A 16,149-nucleotide genomic window follows, 5' to 3' on the forward strand; every position below is an offset into this window, starting at 1 on the left:
GTGTCAGCTCCCCGGCCGCAGCGGGAAGCGTTCGGACAGGCGCGTCAGGGCGGTGTTGAGCCGGTCGATGTCGTCGTCGGAGTTCAGGGCCGTGAGCTGCACGCGGAACCCGACGCGGTCGCGCGGCACGAGGGGATAGGCGGCCAGGGTCACATAGATGCCCTGGTCCCACAGGAACCCGGCGACCGCGTCCAGGTCCGAGGCGTCGGCCAGGGGTATCTCCACGATCGGCAGCCGGTCGGAGTTGAGCGTCTGGACGCCGAGCCCGGCCACGTGGTCGAGCACCCGGACGGTCTTGCGGTGCAGGTCGGCGCGGATGGCGTCGCCGCGCCGGTCGTTGACCTCCAGACCGGCGAGCGCGGTCGCCAGCGAGGCCGTGGGCGACGGCCCGGAGTACAGATAGGGGGCGGCGGCCACTTTCAGATGGTCCTTGAGCCAGGGCGGCAGCGCGAGGAAGGCCAGGAGTGAGGAGTAGGCCTTGGAGAAGCCGCCGACGAGGACGATGTTGTCGTACGTCTCGCCCGTGTGCCGCACGACGCTGTTGCCGCGGGCCCCGTAGGGACACGGCTCGTCGGCGCGGCGCTCCCCGATGACGCCGAACCCATGGGTGTCGTCGATGTAGAGGGTGGCGCTGAAGTCCCGGCAGATCGCCGCCAGTTCGGGTACGTCGGCGATGTTCCCGCTCATGCTGTTGACGCCGTCGAGGCAGACCAGGCGGGCCGAGCCGCTCGGCACCTCCCCCAGCAGGGCGGCCAGTTCGTCGGGCCGGTCGGCGTGGAAGCGCCGCAGCGTGGCGCCCTGCCCGCGGGCGGAGACGCAGCCGTCGTACACCGTGCGGTGCGCCGCGGCCTCGACGAAGACATGCCCTTCGCCTGCCAGGACGGGGATGACCGAGGCGTGGATCAGGGTGGCCGTCGGCAGCAGCAGGGTGTCGGGCGCCCCGAGCAGCGCGGTGAGCCGCTCCTCGATCTCGGTGTAGAGCCGGGGGCTGCCCAGGAGCCGGGACCAGCTGGGGTGGGTCCCCCAGCGGCGTACGGCGGGTTCGATGGCGTCGATGACCTCGGGATCGCAGTCGAGCCCCAGGTAGTTGCAGGACGCGAAGTCGATGAGCCAGTGGTCCCCGCTGCGGATGTGCCGGCCGCGGACCTCGTCGAGAACGCAGTCGCTCATCGGGCTGGTGCGCCGCAGGTGGTCGAGTTCGCCCCAGCGCGGATCGCGCCGTACCCCCAGGATTCCGGTGTCCGTTTCGGTCATGGCGCTCTCCCTCTCCGAGGGGGTCGGGGCAGGCTCGGCGGGCGGGTCGGTCGCGGTGGCGGAGGTGGCGGGGGCAGCGGCACGGGTGGCCCGGAGGTCACGTCCGGGGTCAGGGCCCCGGGTGACACCGTCGAGCCCTTGGCGGCGGCGCAGAAGCCGTTCCCCCTGCTCGGCCGTCAGCGGCCGTGCGAAGAGATAGCCCTGTCCGAACCCGCAGCCCATCCCGGCCAGCAGATCCCGTTGCGCGGACTGCTCGATGCCCTCGGCGATGACCTGGAGGCCCATCGTGTCGGCGAGGTGCACGATGCCCTCCACGAGGGCGAGCTGCCGGGCGTCGTCGGCGATGTCGTCGATGAACGACTTGTCGATCTTGAGTACGTCGACGGGGAACTCCCGGAGATAGCGCAGCGAGGAGAATCCCGTGCCGAAGTCGTCGACCGCGATCCGCACGCCGAGATCCTTCAACGCCTGCATGACCGCCTGTATCTGGCCGTCACGCCGCATCAGCACGGACTCGGTCAGCTCCAACTGCAGGGAGCCCGGGGCGAGTCCGGGCGTCTTGAGGGCGCCGCGCACCGCGCCGAGGAAGCCCGGGTCGCGGAACTGCCGCGCGGACACGTTGACGCTGATGTACGGGCGCCGGTCGCAGGCGGCGCCCGCGCTCTGCAGACCCGCGATGTCCGCGACGGCACTGCCCAGGACCCAGGCGCCGAGCGGCGTGATGTGCCCGGTCTCCTCGGCGAGCGGGATGAACTGCTGCGGCGGCACCAGACCGCGCCGGGGGTGCGGCCAGCGGGCCAGCGCCTCGAAGCCGACGATCTCGGCGGCGTGCGGGGCGCCGCCCGCCGGAGTGCCGTTCGCGCTGATGTCGACGACGGGCTGATAGCGCAGCGCGAACTCCTCGTCGGCGATCGCCCGGTCCAGACTCGCCTGCAGGTCGTGCCGCTCCCGCATGCGTACGTGCAGCCCCTGCTGGAAGCGGCGCCACTGACGCTTGCCCGCGGCCTTGGCCGCGTACAGGGCGAGGTCGGCGTGGGTGAGGAGTTCCTCGGCGCCCGCGCTGTCCACGGCCGTGGCCACGCCCACGCTCGCCGAGACGCTCACGCTGTCGCCGGACAGCTGGAACGGCCTGCTGAGCGCCTGCACCACCTGCGCGGCCAGGATCTCCGCGTCGACGGGCTCCTTGGCGTCCTCCATCAGGACGGCGAACTCGTCGCCGCCGAGGCGGGCCGCCGTGTCACTGCGCCGCAGCGACCGCGAGACACGGGACCCGACGGCGGCGAGCAGCCGGTCGCCGACCGAGTGCCCCAAGGTGTCGTTGACGACCTTGAAGTCGTCGAGGTCGATGAAGAGCACGCACGTCAGCGTCGACTCCCGGCGGCCGCGCAGCAGTGCTCGCTCGATGCGCTCCAGGAGCAGCGTCCGGTTGGGCAGTCCGGTCAGCGCGTCGTGGAAGGCCCGCTGGGTCAGCTCGTGCTCCAGCTGACGCTGCTCGGTCACGTCCCGCAGGGTGACGACGAGTCCCCGCACGGTCGGGTCCTGCCGCAGATCGCTGCAGCGCACCTCCACCTCGATGCGTCCGCCGGCTCGCGGCATCCACCAGTAGTCATGGGGCTCCTGCTGCCCGCCGCCGCGCATGGCCGCGAGCACACGCGCGGCCCGGCCCCTGTCCCGCGGGTCCACCAGGCCCGGCAGCTCCGCCCCGACCAGCCGGATGTCCCCGAAGACGGCCTGCGCGGACGGGCTCGCGTACCGGACGGTGTCGTCGTCGTCCACGATGAGGATGACGTCGGAGGCGTTGCGCACCAACGTACGGAAGTACGCCTCGCTCTCGCGCCGGATGATCTCCTGCCGCAGTGCGATGCGCTCCTTGGCCAGACCCGCGTGCGAGGCGAGGATCTCCAGGGAGCCCCAGACCTCGGTGAGCTGCTTCTCGGAGCCGGAGGCGATCAGCACGCCCGGCGGGTCGTCCCCGGCCGGGCGGTCGCGCTGGATCATCGGGCAGACCAGGGCGCTCTGCGAGGCGTCGAGGCGGGCGGCGATCTCCGGGCCCAGGGCGGCGGCCCTGACCAGCCGTGTGCGGCGCAGGTCCAGGGCGGCGTAGGGGAACGGCGGGGAGTCGTCCGCCTCCAGGAGCAGTGTCCCGGGCCGGGACCCCGGCCCGGACAGCGCGGCGACCGTCGTCTCGCAGGTCTCGACGATCTCCTCCGTCGTGACCGCCGCCACCAGCGAGGCCGCCGCCCCGCGCAGCGCGAGCTCGCGGTCCACGGCCTTGCGGTGCGCCACGACCATGCCCGCGAGCCGCAGGATCACCAGGAGGAACAGGGTGCCGGAGAAGGCGGCGATGACGGCCGCGTCATGGGCGCTGTCGAGCAGAGCCTCCACGAGCAGGATCGCGGGGGCGATGAGCGTGGCCGCGGCGAGCAGCACGAGCCGGCGCGGCGGCGGGAGCAGGGTCTGGCGCTGATGCGTGTACGCGGTCAGCTCCACCATCGAGGGGTGCAGCGCGGCGAGGCCCCACGCCGTGTAGAAGACGATCCAGCCCAGGTCCAGGAGCGTCCCGGTCTGCCACAACCCGTTGAGCTGCAGGATTCCGTACGCGATGTCGAAGGCGAGCAGGGTGGACGTGCCGAGCACGAGGAGGCGTACGGCGGGATTGTGGCCGGTCGCGAAGCCCGGCGTGAGCAGCCGCGCGAGGAGGGCGAGGACCAGTACGTCCCCCAGCGGGTAGGCGATGCTGATGGCGCGCTGCGGCCAGGTCAGGCCCTCGACCTCGGTGAGCGGCTGGACGAGGTAGACCCACACGGGCAGCGCGAGCCCTCCGGTGATGATCAGTGCGTCCAGCAGGCTCGGCAGGTCGCGGCTCGCCCAGCGGTAGCGCACGAGTCCGAACAGGCCCGCGGCGAGCAGCGGATACACCGCGAGGTAGCAGGCGTCGGCCGGGGAAGGGAAGGGGTTCGACGCCTGGAAGTACTGCTCGACCACGTTGTAGTACGTGTCGCCCGCCGCGAACGCGAGCAGCCCCGTCGCGAGCACCCACCACGGCCAGCGGTGTTCGGGCCGGTGGATGTGCACGCCGATGAGGACGGCTGCGACGCCGCCGAGACCGATGAGCGCCCAGAGCGCGGCGCGCAGACCCGGGAGCGTCATGTAGGCGGTGGTCAGAGCGGCGACCAGGACGACGTAGGCGGCCATGAGCCGATGCGCCCGTGGTGGATCCCGGAGGTATGACCGAAGCAATGGCACATCGCCTCCCTGCCCGGCAGGGACACCCGGCCGCGCATCACGCGTCCACCTGGGGTCTCGCTGTCTCGATCGTAGGCATGGGCCGTGGGCGCCTGCATCTTCGGCCCGCTCCGCCGTCTCAGTCCGGCGCGGGCAGCGCGGCCCCGACCGGCGGAGGCGTGCCGACGGGCCGGCCGAAGTAGTCGACGGGACCGGGGTCGACGCCGAACAGCTCGCGCAGGTCGAGTCCCTTGTCCGCGAGGGTGTCGCAGTCGGGGGTGAGCAGGTGGGCGTCGCCGGGGGAGTCGACGGCGGGCAGCTCACCGCCGGAGAAGCAGGGGTCGACGGTCAGGCCGACAGACCGTCCGTCGAGGCGTTCCTGGCCGGTGGCCGCGCGCCAGGCGGCGAGGCCGGTGTAGGCGTGGTCACCCCACTGCACGGTCCACTGGCCCTGCGGCGCGCGGTAGTTGTTGCCCTGCACCAGGGCGTTCCTGGCGGTGAGGCCCTGGTCCACCAGGGCGAGCGGGGAACCGTCGGTGACGAAGGTGTTGTTGCGGACGGTGACCCCCCTCTCGCCGTCCATCAGACGCAGGGCGGGACCGCTCCTGCCGTCCTCCAGGGCCGTCATCACCACGGTGTTCTGGTAGATCCGCAGGTCGCGCACGTCGTGGCCGTAGACGGCGAGCCCGCCGAAGCGCGGCAGCTTGCGGCCGTCGTCGGAGGTGAGGTTGTAGCGGATCGTGTTGTCCTTGTGCGTGCCGTTCGCCTTGCGGGTGTACGCGTAGAAGCCCGGGCCGTCGTTGTGGAACGCCAGGTTGTACTGCATGGTCGAGTCCGAGACGTTCTCGTCGAAGCCGAACCCGGCACCGTCCACCTTGGAGCCCGTGTGGTTGCGGTAGGCGGTGTTGTGCTCCAGGAGCACGTCCTTGGCGTCGTAGGCCCAGATGCCCACCGGCCCGGAAGGCGCCTTTCCGGACGACGTGGACCCGTTGTCGTGCGCGCGGGAGTCGCGCACCGTGGCGTCGCGCACGGCGCCGAGGATGATGCCGTCGCCGGTGTGGCGGTCGTCCGCGTCGGAATCACCGGTGTTCCGGTACGCGTCGACGTGCGAGATGTCGAAGTCCTGGTGGGCGTAGGCGGGCCGGGAGGGCTCGAACTCGGGGCCGTACGTCAGGAGACCGGCGTCCTTGTTGCCGTGCAGCTTCGCCTGACGGATCGTCACGTCCTTGAAGCCGTTGCCCTTCTCCACGCCGCCGACCGCGATGCCCACCTGGAAACCGGAGACGGTGACGTCGGAGACCAGGACGCCGGTCAGCTTGCCGCCGCCCGGACGGTCGGCGTAGAGGTTGATGCCGCCGTCGCGGGCGTAGGAGGCGTGGTCCCCGGTGACCTTGAGGTCGCGGATCTCCACGCCCGCCGTGTTGTGCACGGATATGCCGGGGGAGCCCTCGGCGTCGACCGTCGCCCGGCCGTCGCCGTACGAGCCGACCACCACGGGCCGGTCCGCGCGGCCCGCTTCGGCGCTGCCCAGGGTGACGGTGCCGGTGAACCGTGCGCCGCCCTCGAGGAGCAGCCGGTCACCCGGTTCGAGCGCGACCCGCTCGGCGCGGGCGAGGGAACGCCAGGCCTGCTCGGGCGACGAGCCGTCGTTCTGGTCGTCGCCCCGCGGGCTGACGTAGTACGTATGGGCCGACGGCGCGTAGTGCGGGGTGGCCGCGCAGCCGCTCGCGCCGAGCAGCACGAGCGCGGCGGTGAGGGCCGCAGGGGCGGTGCGGCGCTTGGCGGCGGACGGTGCGGCTTTCCCGGTCATGGGGATCAGGCCTCCACGGGCACCCGCGCGGGCCGCGGTGCGGATCGCGCGGTGAACCACGCCACCGTGTGCCGAAGGCCCTCGTCGAGCGGGACGCGGGGCATCCAGCCGAGCTGCTCCACGGCCCGGTTGATCACCGGGCGGCGGCGGGCCGGGTCGTCGACGGGCAGCGGACGGCGGATGATCCGTGAGGTCGATCCGGTGATGCGCAGGACGAGTTCGGCCAGTTCGCGGACGGTGCGCTCGCTGGGGTTGCCCAGGTTCACCGGACCGCCGCGGTCACTGCCGAGCATCGCGACCAGGCCCCGGACGAGATCGTCGACGTAGCAGAAACTGCGGGTCTGGCTGCCGTCGCCGTACAGCGTCAACGGCGCGCCGGCCAGGGCCTGGCGGACGAAGGTGGAGACCACGCGCCCGTCGTGCGGCCGCATCCGCGGCCCGTACGTGTTGAAGATCCGTACGATGCCGACGTCCACGCCGTGGCTGCGCCGGTACGCCATGGCCAGTGCCTCCGCGAACCGCTTGGCCTCGTCGTAGACGCTGCGCGGGCCCACCGGATTGACGTGGCCCCAGTACTCCTCCGGCTGCGGGTGGACCTCCGGGTCGCCGTAGACCTCGCTGGTGGAGGCGAGCAGGAAGCGGGCGCCGTGCCGCTGGGCCAGGCGCAGGGCGTTCTCGGTGCCTCGGCTGCCGACGGCCAGGGTCTCCAGGGCGAGCCGGTGGTAGTCGGGCGGCGACGCGGGGCTCGCGAGATGGGCCACGGCGTCCACGGGGCCCGGCACGTCGAACGGCGTCGTCACGTCGGCCCGGATCAGCCGGAAGCCGGGCGCGTCGCGCAGGTGGGCGACGTTGCGCGGCTCACCGGTGCTGAAATTGTCCAGGCAGTCGACGGTGTCGCCTCTGCGCAGCAGGGCCTCGCACAGGTGGGAGCCGACGAATCCGCCGCCGCCCGTCACCACGACTCTCATGACGCACCTCCGGCGGAGAGCAGCGGGCGGCCCGGTGCGTGCACGGCCCAGCCGGCCGCCGACCAGGACCGCGGGTCCAGGCTGTTGCGGGCGTCCAGGAGTACGGGGGAGCGCACGAGGGCGGCGAGCGCCGCGGGGTCGATGTCCCGGTACTCGGGCCAGTCCGTGAGGTGCAGGACCAGGTCGGCGTCCTCGCACGCCTTGTCGACGTCCAGGGCGTAGGCGAGATCGGGATGGGTCTCGCGCGCGTTGTCGATGCCCTGCGGGTCGTGCACACGGACCGTGGCGCCCTGCTGCTGCAGGGCCGCCGCCACGGCCAGCGCGGGCGAGTCGCGGACGTCGTCGCTGCCGGGCTTGAAGGCCGCGCCGAGCACCCCGACCCTGCGGCCGGTGAGCGAGCCGCCGAGGAGCAGGCGTGCCCGGTCGACGGTCCGCGAGCGCTGCCGGGTGTTGATCCGGTCGACCTCGTGCAGGAACACCACCGCCTCGCCCGCGCCGATCTCCTCGGCGCGGGCGGCGAAGGCCCGGATGTCCTTGGGGAAGCAGCTGCCGCCGAAGCCGAGCCCCGGTGCGAGGAAGCGGGGGCCGATCCGGGAGTCCGCGCCGATGGCCTCGGCCAGGACCGACGCGTCGGCGCCCGCGGCGTCGCACACCTCGGCCATGGCGTTGATGAAGGAGATCTTGGTGGCGAGGAAGGAGTTCGCCGCCACCTTGACCAGTTCGGCGGTCGCCGGTTCGGTGCTGAAGAACGGCACTCCGGCGCGGATCATGGGTGCGTAGATCGCCCGTAGCACCCCCTCGGCGTGGCGCGAGGTCACGCCGACGACGAGCCGCTCGGGCCGCATCGTGTCCTGGACCGCGTTTCCCTCGCGCAGGAACTCGGGGTTCCAGGCGACCTCCGTGCCCGGGGCCGACGGTGCGAGGCGCTCGGCGAGCCGGGCCGCCGTGCCCACCGGCACGGTCGACTTGCCCACGACCAGGCTGCCGGGCCGCAGATGCGGGGCCAGGCCGTCCACGACGGCGTCCACGTACCGGAGGTCGGCGGCGGGGCTGTCGGGGCGCTGCGGGGTGCCCACGCACACGAAGTGTGTCCCGGCGAACGCGGCGCCTTCGGCGAGCGAGGTGGAGAAGTGCAGCCTGCCCGACGCGACGGTCCTCGCGAGCAGGTCGTCCAGGCCGCTCTCGTGGATGGGCGCACGTCCCTCTGAGAGGGCGGCAACCCGGTCGGCGTCGATGTCGATGCCGAGGACTTCGTGACCGATGTCGGCCATGCAGGCGGCGTGCACCGTCCCGACGTACCCCGTCCCTATCACTGTCATCCGCATGGCGCTTCTCCTAACGGTCGTTGCGCTTGTTGCCGGGGCGCCGGCCGGGCCCGGCGTAGCCATGGGGGTTGAGCTGCTGGAAGCGCCAGGCGTCGCGGCACATCTCGGGCAGTCCCCGGCTGGGGCGCCAGCCCCAGGCGCGCGCCACCGCGCGCGCGTCGGCGACGAGTTCGGTCACGTCGCCGGGGCGGCGCGGCATGATCTGGTACGGGATGGCGCGGCCGCAGGCCGCGCCGAACGCGGCGATGACGTCGAGGACCGAACGGCCGCTGCCGACACCGAGGTTGAACACCCGCAGGCCGGGCCCGTCGGCGAGGTGGTCCAGGGCGATGCGGTGGGCCTCGGCGGTGTCCATGACGTGGAGGTAGTCGCGGATCGCGGTGCCGTCGGGCGTGGCGTAGTCGTCGCCGAACACGGGGAGCCGCTCGCGCCGCCCGACGGCGACCTGCGCCACGTACGGCATCAGGTTGTCGGGGACGCCGCCCGGGTCCTCGCCGAGCAGCCCGCTGGGGTGGGCGCCGACCGGGTTGAAGTAGCGCAGGGCGAGCACCGTGAACTGGGGGCAGCGGGCGCACACGTCGGCGAGCACCTGCTCGCAGATCCACTTGGACGCCGCGTACGGATTGGTGGGCCGGGCGGGCGTGGCCTCGTTCAGCGGTCCGCGGCCGGCGTCGCCGTAGACCGAGCAGGACGAGGAGAACACCATCTGGTGCACGCCGTGTTCGTGCATGACCCGCAGCAGGGCGGTCGTGCCGCCGACGTTGTTGTCGTAGTACTGGACGGGCATCCGTGTCGACTCGCCCACGGCCTTGTGCGCGGCAAAGTGCACGACGGCGTCCACGGAGTGGCGGTCGAAGACGGCCGACAGGGCGCGCCGATCACGGATGTCCAGTTCATAGACGGCGCCGACGAAGCGGTCGGCGATCCGTTCCACCCGCGTGAAGACCTGCGGGGTGCTGTGGGAGTAGTCGTCGATGACGATCAACTCATAGCCGTGGTCGAGGAGTTCGACGCAGGTGTGGCTCCCGATGAAGCCCGCGCCGCCGGTGACGAGGATGGTGGAGGGTGCGCTCATGTCGGTTCACCGGCCCAGGACGGCGGCGGCGTACGCCGGGAAGAAGACGGTGGCGGTGGCGACCGGCAGTGCCACCAGGACGCCGAGGGCGACCGGCAGCCGTGCGGTCGACAGCGCGTGGCCGAAGGAGACGTCCGCGGCCCGTGCCGCCTCCCGCACATGGAGCAGCGGGACGGCGAGGGCGACGACCGCGTAGGTCGTGGCGGCGAGGAGGCAGAGGAAGACATAGCCGGCCGAGGGGCTCGTCAGCTCGCCCACCAGGGCGACGCAGGACAAGGAGGCCGCGAGGACGACGAACGGCAGGGTCAGCCTGGCGGGCAGCGGCCGCGGTCCGCCGGTCTCCTTGGGCGTGACCTTGAAGGTCACCGGCCGCGGTCGCAGCTTCTGCGCGAGGGCGCCGAACAGGCCCAGGATGACGAAGGGCCAGCGCGCGAGCGCGAACAGCCAGGTCTCCCAGCTGATCACCGGCGCGGTGCGCGGGCGCAGCATTCCGCGGCGGCGCATCAGGTACAGGGTCAGGAGCAGCCACACGGGCATGGACCAGAAGTGGACCAGGAAATCGAGGTAGTTGACGTTCATCCACGGCAGCCCGGTGAGGACGGCGATCGGCGGGAGCGCGAGTCCCGCGGTGATCATCAGGCCGAGGAGCGGATAGTAGGCAAGGGCGTACGAGAAACGCAGCCGCAGCGCGAAGGGAAGCCGTCGCAGATGGCGCGGCAGCAGGCCCACGAGCATCGTGGTCAGGCTCCGCGACCACTGGTACTCCTGCGTGATCATGTCCGCGAAGGTGAGGGGCCCGTCCCCGTGCGCCTCGGCGTCGATGGCGAACGCCCCGTGCCAGCCCGCCGAGTTGAGCAGATAGGTGGTCGAGAAGTCCTCGGCGAGTTCAGGGCCGAGCCCCCCGATGTCCCGCAGCGCGCGGGTGCGCACGGCGTAGTGGGAGCCGATGCACATCGGGGCGAGCCCGTCGCTGTGTCCCAACTGCACCGCGCCGTGCCAGACGGCCTCGCGGTGCAGCCGCCCCCGTGCCGCCCATGACACCGCGCCGTTGGCGTCGCACATGCTGGGCGCGGCGACGTACCCGATGGCGGGGTCGTCGAAGGGGCGGACCATCTCGGCGAGGTAGGTGGCGGCGGGCACGTGGTCGCAGTCGAGCTGCGCGACCACGTCATAGCGGCCGTAGCCCCAGTTGTCGTAGAAGTAGGCGAGGTTGCCTTCCTTGCAGCGGGTGCGGCGCGGCCAGTCACCGCGGTGGTACAGGAGCACGCCGCGTCGGCAGGACATGCGTACCCGGTGCGTGCGGCACCAGGCGATGATCTCGTCGGTCGGGTCCTCGTCGCACAGCCACACGTCGTATGGGTGCGGGAAGTCCTGCGCCAGCATCGCCTCGAGTGTCTGCCGGGCGGTGGGCCACGGCTCCGAGGGGGCGCGGGTCACGGCGAACGCGACCGGCAGCGCGGGAACCGGCAGCTCCGGGTCGACGCGGCGCAGCCGGAGGGCGGTGACGAAGAAGTAGCAGGGCAGGCCGGTGAGGTACAGAAGCAGCGCACTGTTGACGATCAGCCCCGCCCACCCCACGCGGTGCTCCGGCTGCAGCCACCAGGACCAGAACCACACGAAGCTCAGCGCCCAGCACACGGCGATCATCATGAGGGCGGCTCGGTCGCGCCGGGGGAGCGCGGGCACGAAGGTCGTCGGCCGGACGCGGCGCACCGGGAACGGATGCCCGAAGACGGGGCCGCCCGCGGTGACGCGGACGACGTTGCCGTCCGACATCCGCGCGAGATCACGCTCCACCTGGACCAGATCCGCCGACATCGGCTCGCTGTGCGTCATGGCACGACGCTCCTGAGAGGTCGAAACGCTGTACGCTGACTACGTACGTTTACGTCGTATATGTACGACTTTGCACCCGATGTTCCCTGTGGTCAAGGGGGCCGAAAAGGTGGAGGTGGCGGACATGACGCGAGGCGAAGAAGCGAACCCGGCCCAGGGGCGACGCGCCAGTGACCGCGGGCGCTACGGACGGCTCAGCAGGGAACGCGTCCTGGCCACGGCCCTGGAGATCGTCGACCGCGACGGGCTCTCCGGCCTGAGCATGCGCAAGCTCGGCGCGGAACTGGGCGTGGAGGCGATGGCCCTCTACCGGTACGCGGCCGGCAAGGGCGCCCTCTTGGACGGCCTGGTCGAGGCGTTCTACCAGGAGCTGGAGGACGGACTGGCCGGGCAGGCTCAAGTCAACGACGGGGCCCGAGTCGACGACCGGGCCCAAGTCGACGACTGGCGAGGGGAGTTGCACCGCATCGCGCTCGCCACCCACGGCGTCGCGCTGCGGCATCCGAACATGGTCCCGCTGCTCGCCACCCGCCTGCTGTCCACCCCGCTGGCCCGCCGCCCGGCGGCCGTGCTGCGCGCCGACGAGCGCGTCCTGGCCCTCCTCCACGGCGCGGGCCTCGGCGACCGCCGCACGGTGGAGGTGCACCGGGCGTTCACGGCATGGCTGCTCGGCTATCTCCTCGTCGAACTGCGGGCCATGGACGACGTGCCCGGCGAACCGGACCCGGCCTTCCGGCTGGGCCTGCACCGCATGCCCGCGCAGGAGTTCCCGCGCCTGCGGGCCACCGCCCTCTCCTTGGCCGGGCGGGGCGGCCCGGAGCAGCTGACCGCGGGCCTCGCCGCGTTGCTCGGCCCGGCGGACCCGCGGTCATGAAGCCGAGGGCGCGGATGCCGACGGAGTCACGTCAGCTGCACGGAGTCACCTCAGCGGAACGTCGAGCCGGGCCTTGCGGTGGCTGAACGTGGCGATGGAGTGCGGCCCGTGGTAGTTGCCGACGCCGCTCTCGCCGACTCCGCCGAACGGCAGCTCGGGAACGCGCAGATGAGCCATCGGGAGACCGAAACCGAGACCGCCCGACGACGTCTCCGCGGCGAGGCGCCGCCGGGTGGTGTCGCTCTCGGTGAAGCCGTAGAGGGCGAGCGGCTTGTCGCGGTCGTTGATGAACGCGATGGCCTCGTCGAGCCCGTCGACGTTCACGATCGGCAGCACGGGGCCGAAGATCTCCTCCCGCATCACCGGCTCGTCCGGCTTCACGTCGGTGAGCACGGTCGGTGCGATGTAGACGTCGTCGCGGTCGCTCTGCCCGCCGAACGCCGTCGTCCCGGAACCGAGAAGCGCCGAGACCCGGTCGAAGTGCCGCTCGTTGACGATGCGTCCGTACGCCTCGGAGGACTTGGGGTCCGGGCCGAACACCCGCTCCACGGCCGTGCGCAGCTCCTCGGCGAGCACGGGCGCGGTGTCCGGGTCGGTCAGGACGTAGTCGGGGGCCACGCACGTCTGGCCCGCGTTGCGGAACTTGGACTCGGCCAAGCGGGTGGCGACGGCGGCGAGGTCGACGTCCCGGTCCACGAACACCGGTGACTTGCCGCCGAGTTCGAGGGTGACCGGGGTGAGGTGCTCGGCGGCGGCGCGCATCACGATGCGGCCGACGGTGCCGTTGCCGGTGTAGAAGATGTGGTCGTACCGCTGGGCGAGCAGCGCGGTGGTCTCGGGCACGCCGCCCTCGACGACGGCGACCGCCTCCGTGTCCAGGTACTCGGGTATCAGGCGGGCGATCAGCCGCGAGGTGGCCGGGGTGACTTCACTCGGCTTGAGGACGGCCGTGTTGCCCGCGGCCAGCGCGCCCACGAGGGGGACGAGCAGGAGCTGCACCGGGTAGTTCCACGGAGCGATGATCAGGACGGTGCCGAGCGGCTCGTACTGCGTACCTGCCGTGGAGCCCTCGGGCAGTCCCGCGAGGGCGCCGGCCGGCAGCGGCTGCGGGCTCAGCCACTCCTCCAGATGGGCCAGCGTGTGGTCGATCTCCCGTACGGGGAAGCCGACTTCGGCGGTGTAGGCCTCGGTGCGGGGCTTGTGCAGATCGGCGTGCAGGGCGTCCGCGATGTCCTCGCGGTGCTCGGTGAACAGGGAGCGCAGCCGGGTGAGCTGCTCCTCGCGCCAGGCCAGGGGCCGGGTGCGGCCGGTGGCGAAGGTGGCACGGAGCCCTGCGACGAGGGCTTCGGGAGCGAGGGTTTCAGGGCGGTGCATGAGGGGTCTCCTCAGGGTGTCTCAGGTGCTGTAGAGCAGGGGGGAGGGGTGGAAAGGCGGGTCAGCCGGCCGCTGGCGAGACCACCGGCGATCCGAGCAGCCCGGTCAGGAGCGCGTCCGTGGCGGGGCCGAAGAGTTCACGGCCGCCGGACACGGACTCCAGGCCCATGACCAGGGCGATGCAGATGTCGGCGGCTTCGGCGGGCTCCACCGCGGCCGGGGTCCCCGCCTCGACGAAGAGGTCGATGAGCAGACGCCGCAGCGAACCGGTGAAGCCCGCGCAGATGTCGCCGAAGAGGCGCGCCTTGGCGTCGAGCAGCTCGGCGGAGTGCGGAGAGTCCCCGGCCAGGCGCAGGACCAGGTCGAGCTTGGCGGCGAGGACCCCGCGGACGCGCTCGGCGGCGGAGGTCTCCTCGGCCGCCGCCTGCCGGGCCCGCGCGAGCGCCTCGGCGTGCAGACGCTCGGCGAGCTTGCGGAAGGCGTCGTCCTTGTTGCGTACGTACTGGTAGACCGCTGACCGGGACACGCCCATCGTGGAGGCGATGTCGTCCATCGTGGTGCGCCGTACGCCGTACCGCGTGAGGGAGTCGTAGGTGGCGTCGAGGACCTCTTCGAGCCGGTCGTTGCCCATGAGGTCAGGCCAGCTTCTTGAGCAGCTCATCCGCGAGGGGAGCCGAGGACGCCGGGTTCTGGCCGGTGACCAGGTTGCGGTCGACGACCACCTTGGGGGCCCACGCCTCGCCCTCCCGGAAGTCGACGCCCGCCGCGACGAGCCGGTCCTGGAGCAGCCACTTGGCCTTGTCGGCGAAGCCGGACTGCGTTTCCTCGGCATTGGTGAAGCCGGTCAGCTCGTACCCCGCGAACGCGTTGGAGCCGTCCTCCTTGGTGGCCGCGAGCAGAGCGGCGGGCCCGTGGCAGACGACGCCGAGCGGCATGCCGATCTCCAGCGCGGAGCTGAGCAGCCTGCCCGACTCGGCGTTGACGGCGAGGTCCTCCATGGGGCCGTGGCCGCCGGGGTAGAAGACCGCGGCGTACTCGGCGAGGTCGACCTCCTCCAGCTTGACGGGCTTCAGGAACTCGGCGATCTCCGCGAGCGTGGTGGCGATCTTCTGGGCGCCTTCCTCGCCGCCGTTGAACTCGGGCGCGAGGCTCGCCTGGTCGACGGTCGGCACGACGCCGCCCGGCGTCGCGACGACGATCTCGTGCCCTGCGGCCTTGAAGCGTTCGTACGGCGCGACGGCCTCCTCGGCCCAGAAGCCGGTCGGGTGCTGGGTGCCGTCAGCCAGCGTCCAGTGGTCGGCGCCGGTCACGACGAACAGAATCTTGGACATGGTGTCTCTCCGAGGCTGGAATCTCTGACGTTCTGTGCTCAGAGCGTCAGGCGGTGCTGTTCTCGAAGGTAGGCGCGTGTGCCCAACGAATTCCAATAGGCTGACCCATATGGGAGATAGGAATTCCGATGGATCGGCGGGAATAGCCACGGGGAGCGCGGGGGCCGGGTCACTGGACCTGAACCTGCTGCGCACGTTCCTCGCCGTGTACCGGTCGGGTTCCTTCACCGCCGCGGCCCGGGTGCTCGGCCTCTCGCAACCCACCGTCACCACGCAGATCCGGGCCCTTGAGCGGCAGGTAGACCGGGAGCTCTTCGAGCGGCTGCCGCGCGGCGTGGCTCCCGCGCCGTACGCGGACGCGCTCGCCGCCCGGATCGTCGACCCCCTCGATGCCCTCGCCGCGGTCACCGGACACGGCGGCCCCTTCGACGGCGCCCCCGCCGAGCCCGTCCATCTGGCGGGCCCGGCGGAGATGCTCTGCCACTGTGCGCTGCCCGCCCTGGCGCCGCTGGTCGAGCAGGGGGTCAGGCTGCGCGTGACGACGGGCCTGACCGACCGGCTCCTGGACGAGCTGAGGGCGGGACGGCACGACCTGGTGATCGCCACGGCCCGCCCCCGCGGGCGCTCCCTGAGCTCGGTGCCGCTGGCGGACGAGGAGTTCGTCCTGGTCGCGGCCCCCGGGTGGGCCGAGCGCATCGGCGGCGGCGCGCGGATCGCCGCGGACGGCCCCGGGGTGCTGCTCGGCGTCCCGCTGGTGAGCTACGCCGATGACCTGCCGATCGCCCGCCGCTACTGGCGGCACGTCTTCGGCAAGCGGCTGACCTGCGAGGCCTCCGTCACGGTCCCCGACCTGCGCGGCGTGCTCTCGGCGGTCATCGCGGGCGCGGGGTTCGCCGTACTGCCCCGCTACCTCTGCCGCGACGCCCTGGCCGCCGGTGCGCTGACCCTCCTGCACGATCCGGAGGACGCCCCGATCAACACCGGCTTCCTGGTGCGTCGCCCGGGGTCCGCGGACAATCCGCATGTCGCCCTCGTGCACGACCACCTGATCCGCTCCGCCCGCGCCTGGTAGGCGCG

11 protein-coding genes are annotated in these 16,149 nt (G+C 72.2%); 2 read left to right on the top strand and 9 right to left on the bottom strand.

The features are described 5' to 3' along the window. Window positions 1-3 precede the first annotated feature (3 nt). From ACWFRU_RS18280 to ACWFRU_RS18305, 6 genes are all read right to left on the bottom strand, one after another. The gene (locus ACWFRU_RS18280; protein ID WP_453688097.1) at window positions 4-4,449 is read right to left on the bottom strand and encodes an aminotransferase class I/II-fold pyridoxal phosphate-dependent enzyme; all 4,446 of its coding nucleotides are present in this window, start codon (window positions 4,447-4,449) and stop codon (window positions 4-6) included. 169 nt (window positions 4,450-4,618) lie between these two features. Beyond that, complete coding sequence (locus ACWFRU_RS18285; protein WP_453688099.1) at window positions 4,619-6,289, bottom strand: right-handed parallel beta-helix repeat-containing protein; 1,671 nt, start codon at window positions 6,287-6,289, stop codon at window positions 4,619-4,621. A gap of 5 nt (window positions 6,290-6,294) precedes the next feature. Next, window positions 6,295-7,257 carry a UDP-glucuronic acid decarboxylase family protein gene (locus tag ACWFRU_RS18290; protein WP_453688101.1) on the bottom strand — a complete coding sequence of 321 codons (963 nt, stop codon included), beginning with the start codon at window positions 7,255-7,257 and terminating at the stop codon, window positions 6,295-6,297. Beyond that, window positions 7,254-8,582 carry a UDP-glucose dehydrogenase family protein gene (locus tag ACWFRU_RS18295; protein WP_453688103.1) on the bottom strand — a complete coding sequence of 443 codons (1,329 nt, stop codon included), beginning with the start codon at window positions 8,580-8,582 and terminating at the stop codon, window positions 7,254-7,256. The genes ACWFRU_RS18290 and ACWFRU_RS18295 overlap by 4 nt, the downstream gene beginning before the upstream one ends. 10 nt (window positions 8,583-8,592) lie before the next feature. After that, complete coding sequence (galE, locus tag ACWFRU_RS18300) at window positions 8,593-9,657, bottom strand: UDP-glucose 4-epimerase GalE (RefSeq protein ID WP_453688105.1); 1,065 nt, start codon at window positions 9,655-9,657, stop codon at window positions 8,593-8,595. Between the two features lie 6 nt (window positions 9,658-9,663). Further along, entirely contained in the window at window positions 9,664-11,493 is a 1,830-nt protein-coding gene (locus ACWFRU_RS18305) for a glycosyltransferase family 2 protein (RefSeq protein ID WP_453688107.1), read from the bottom strand. 124 nt (window positions 11,494-11,617) lie between these two features. On the opposite strand from ACWFRU_RS18305, the gene ACWFRU_RS18310 reads away from it, so the two are divergent. Continuing rightward, complete coding sequence (locus ACWFRU_RS18310; RefSeq protein WP_453688109.1) at window positions 11,618-12,367, top strand: TetR/AcrR family transcriptional regulator; 750 nt, start codon at window positions 11,618-11,620, stop codon at window positions 12,365-12,367. Window positions 12,368-12,412: 45 nt separating this feature from the next. Here the strand turns inward: ACWFRU_RS18310 and ACWFRU_RS18315 are convergent, their stop codons facing one another. The 3 genes from ACWFRU_RS18315 to ACWFRU_RS18325 form a co-directional block, all read right to left on the bottom strand. Beyond that, window positions 12,413-13,741 (bottom strand): aldehyde dehydrogenase family protein, encoded by a 1,329-nt coding sequence (locus ACWFRU_RS18315; RefSeq protein WP_453688111.1) that lies wholly within the window; start codon window positions 13,739-13,741, stop codon window positions 12,413-12,415. 61 nt (window positions 13,742-13,802) lie between these two features. After that, a complete protein-coding gene (locus tag ACWFRU_RS18320) occupies window positions 13,803-14,372 on the bottom strand; it encodes a TetR/AcrR family transcriptional regulator (protein ID WP_453688113.1) in 570 nt (189 codons plus the stop codon). A gap of 4 nt (window positions 14,373-14,376) precedes the next feature. Further along, complete coding sequence (locus ACWFRU_RS18325) at window positions 14,377-15,072, bottom strand: type 1 glutamine amidotransferase domain-containing protein (RefSeq protein ID WP_453688115.1); 696 nt, start codon at window positions 15,070-15,072, stop codon at window positions 14,377-14,379. A 109-nt stretch (window positions 15,073-15,181) separates the two neighbouring features. On the opposite strand from ACWFRU_RS18325, the gene ACWFRU_RS18330 reads away from it, so the two are divergent. Beyond that, entirely contained in the window at window positions 15,182-16,144 is a 963-nt protein-coding gene (locus tag ACWFRU_RS18330; RefSeq protein WP_453688117.1) for a LysR family transcriptional regulator, read from the top strand. Window positions 16,145-16,149: the final 5 nt, after the last annotated feature.

The sequence above is a fragment of the Streptomyces sp. NPDC055099 genome (assembly GCF_053607685.1).

Coding starts and splice junctions, on each gene's coding strand:
- ACWFRU_RS18280 (WP_453688097.1), bottom strand. CDS start 4,449: ATGGCCGCCTACGTCGTCCTGGTCGCCGCTCTGACCACCGCCTACATG.
- ACWFRU_RS18285 (WP_453688099.1), bottom strand. CDS start 6,289: ATGACCGGGAAAGCCGCACCGTCCGCCGCCAAGCGCCGCACCGCCCCT.
- ACWFRU_RS18290 (WP_453688101.1), bottom strand. CDS start 7,257: ATGAGAGTCGTGGTGACGGGCGGCGGCGGATTCGTCGGCTCCCACCTG.
- ACWFRU_RS18295 (WP_453688103.1), bottom strand. CDS start 8,582: ATGCGGATGACAGTGATAGGGACGGGGTACGTCGGGACGGTGCACGCC.
- galE (WP_453688105.1), bottom strand. CDS start 9,657: ATGAGCGCACCCTCCACCATCCTCGTCACCGGCGGCGCGGGCTTCATC.
- ACWFRU_RS18305 (WP_453688107.1), bottom strand. CDS start 11,493: ATGACGCACAGCGAGCCGATGTCGGCGGATCTGGTCCAGGTGGAGCGT.
- ACWFRU_RS18310 (WP_453688109.1), top strand. CDS start 11,618: ATGACGCGAGGCGAAGAAGCGAACCCGGCCCAGGGGCGACGCGCCAGT.
- ACWFRU_RS18315 (WP_453688111.1), bottom strand. CDS start 13,741: ATGCACCGCCCTGAAACCCTCGCTCCCGAAGCCCTCGTCGCAGGGCTC.
- ACWFRU_RS18320 (WP_453688113.1), bottom strand. CDS start 14,372: ATGGGCAACGACCGGCTCGAAGAGGTCCTCGACGCCACCTACGACTCC.
- ACWFRU_RS18325 (WP_453688115.1), bottom strand. CDS start 15,072: ATGTCCAAGATTCTGTTCGTCGTGACCGGCGCCGACCACTGGACGCTG.
- ACWFRU_RS18330 (WP_453688117.1), top strand. CDS start 15,182: ATGGGAGATAGGAATTCCGATGGATCGGCGGGAATAGCCACGGGGAGC.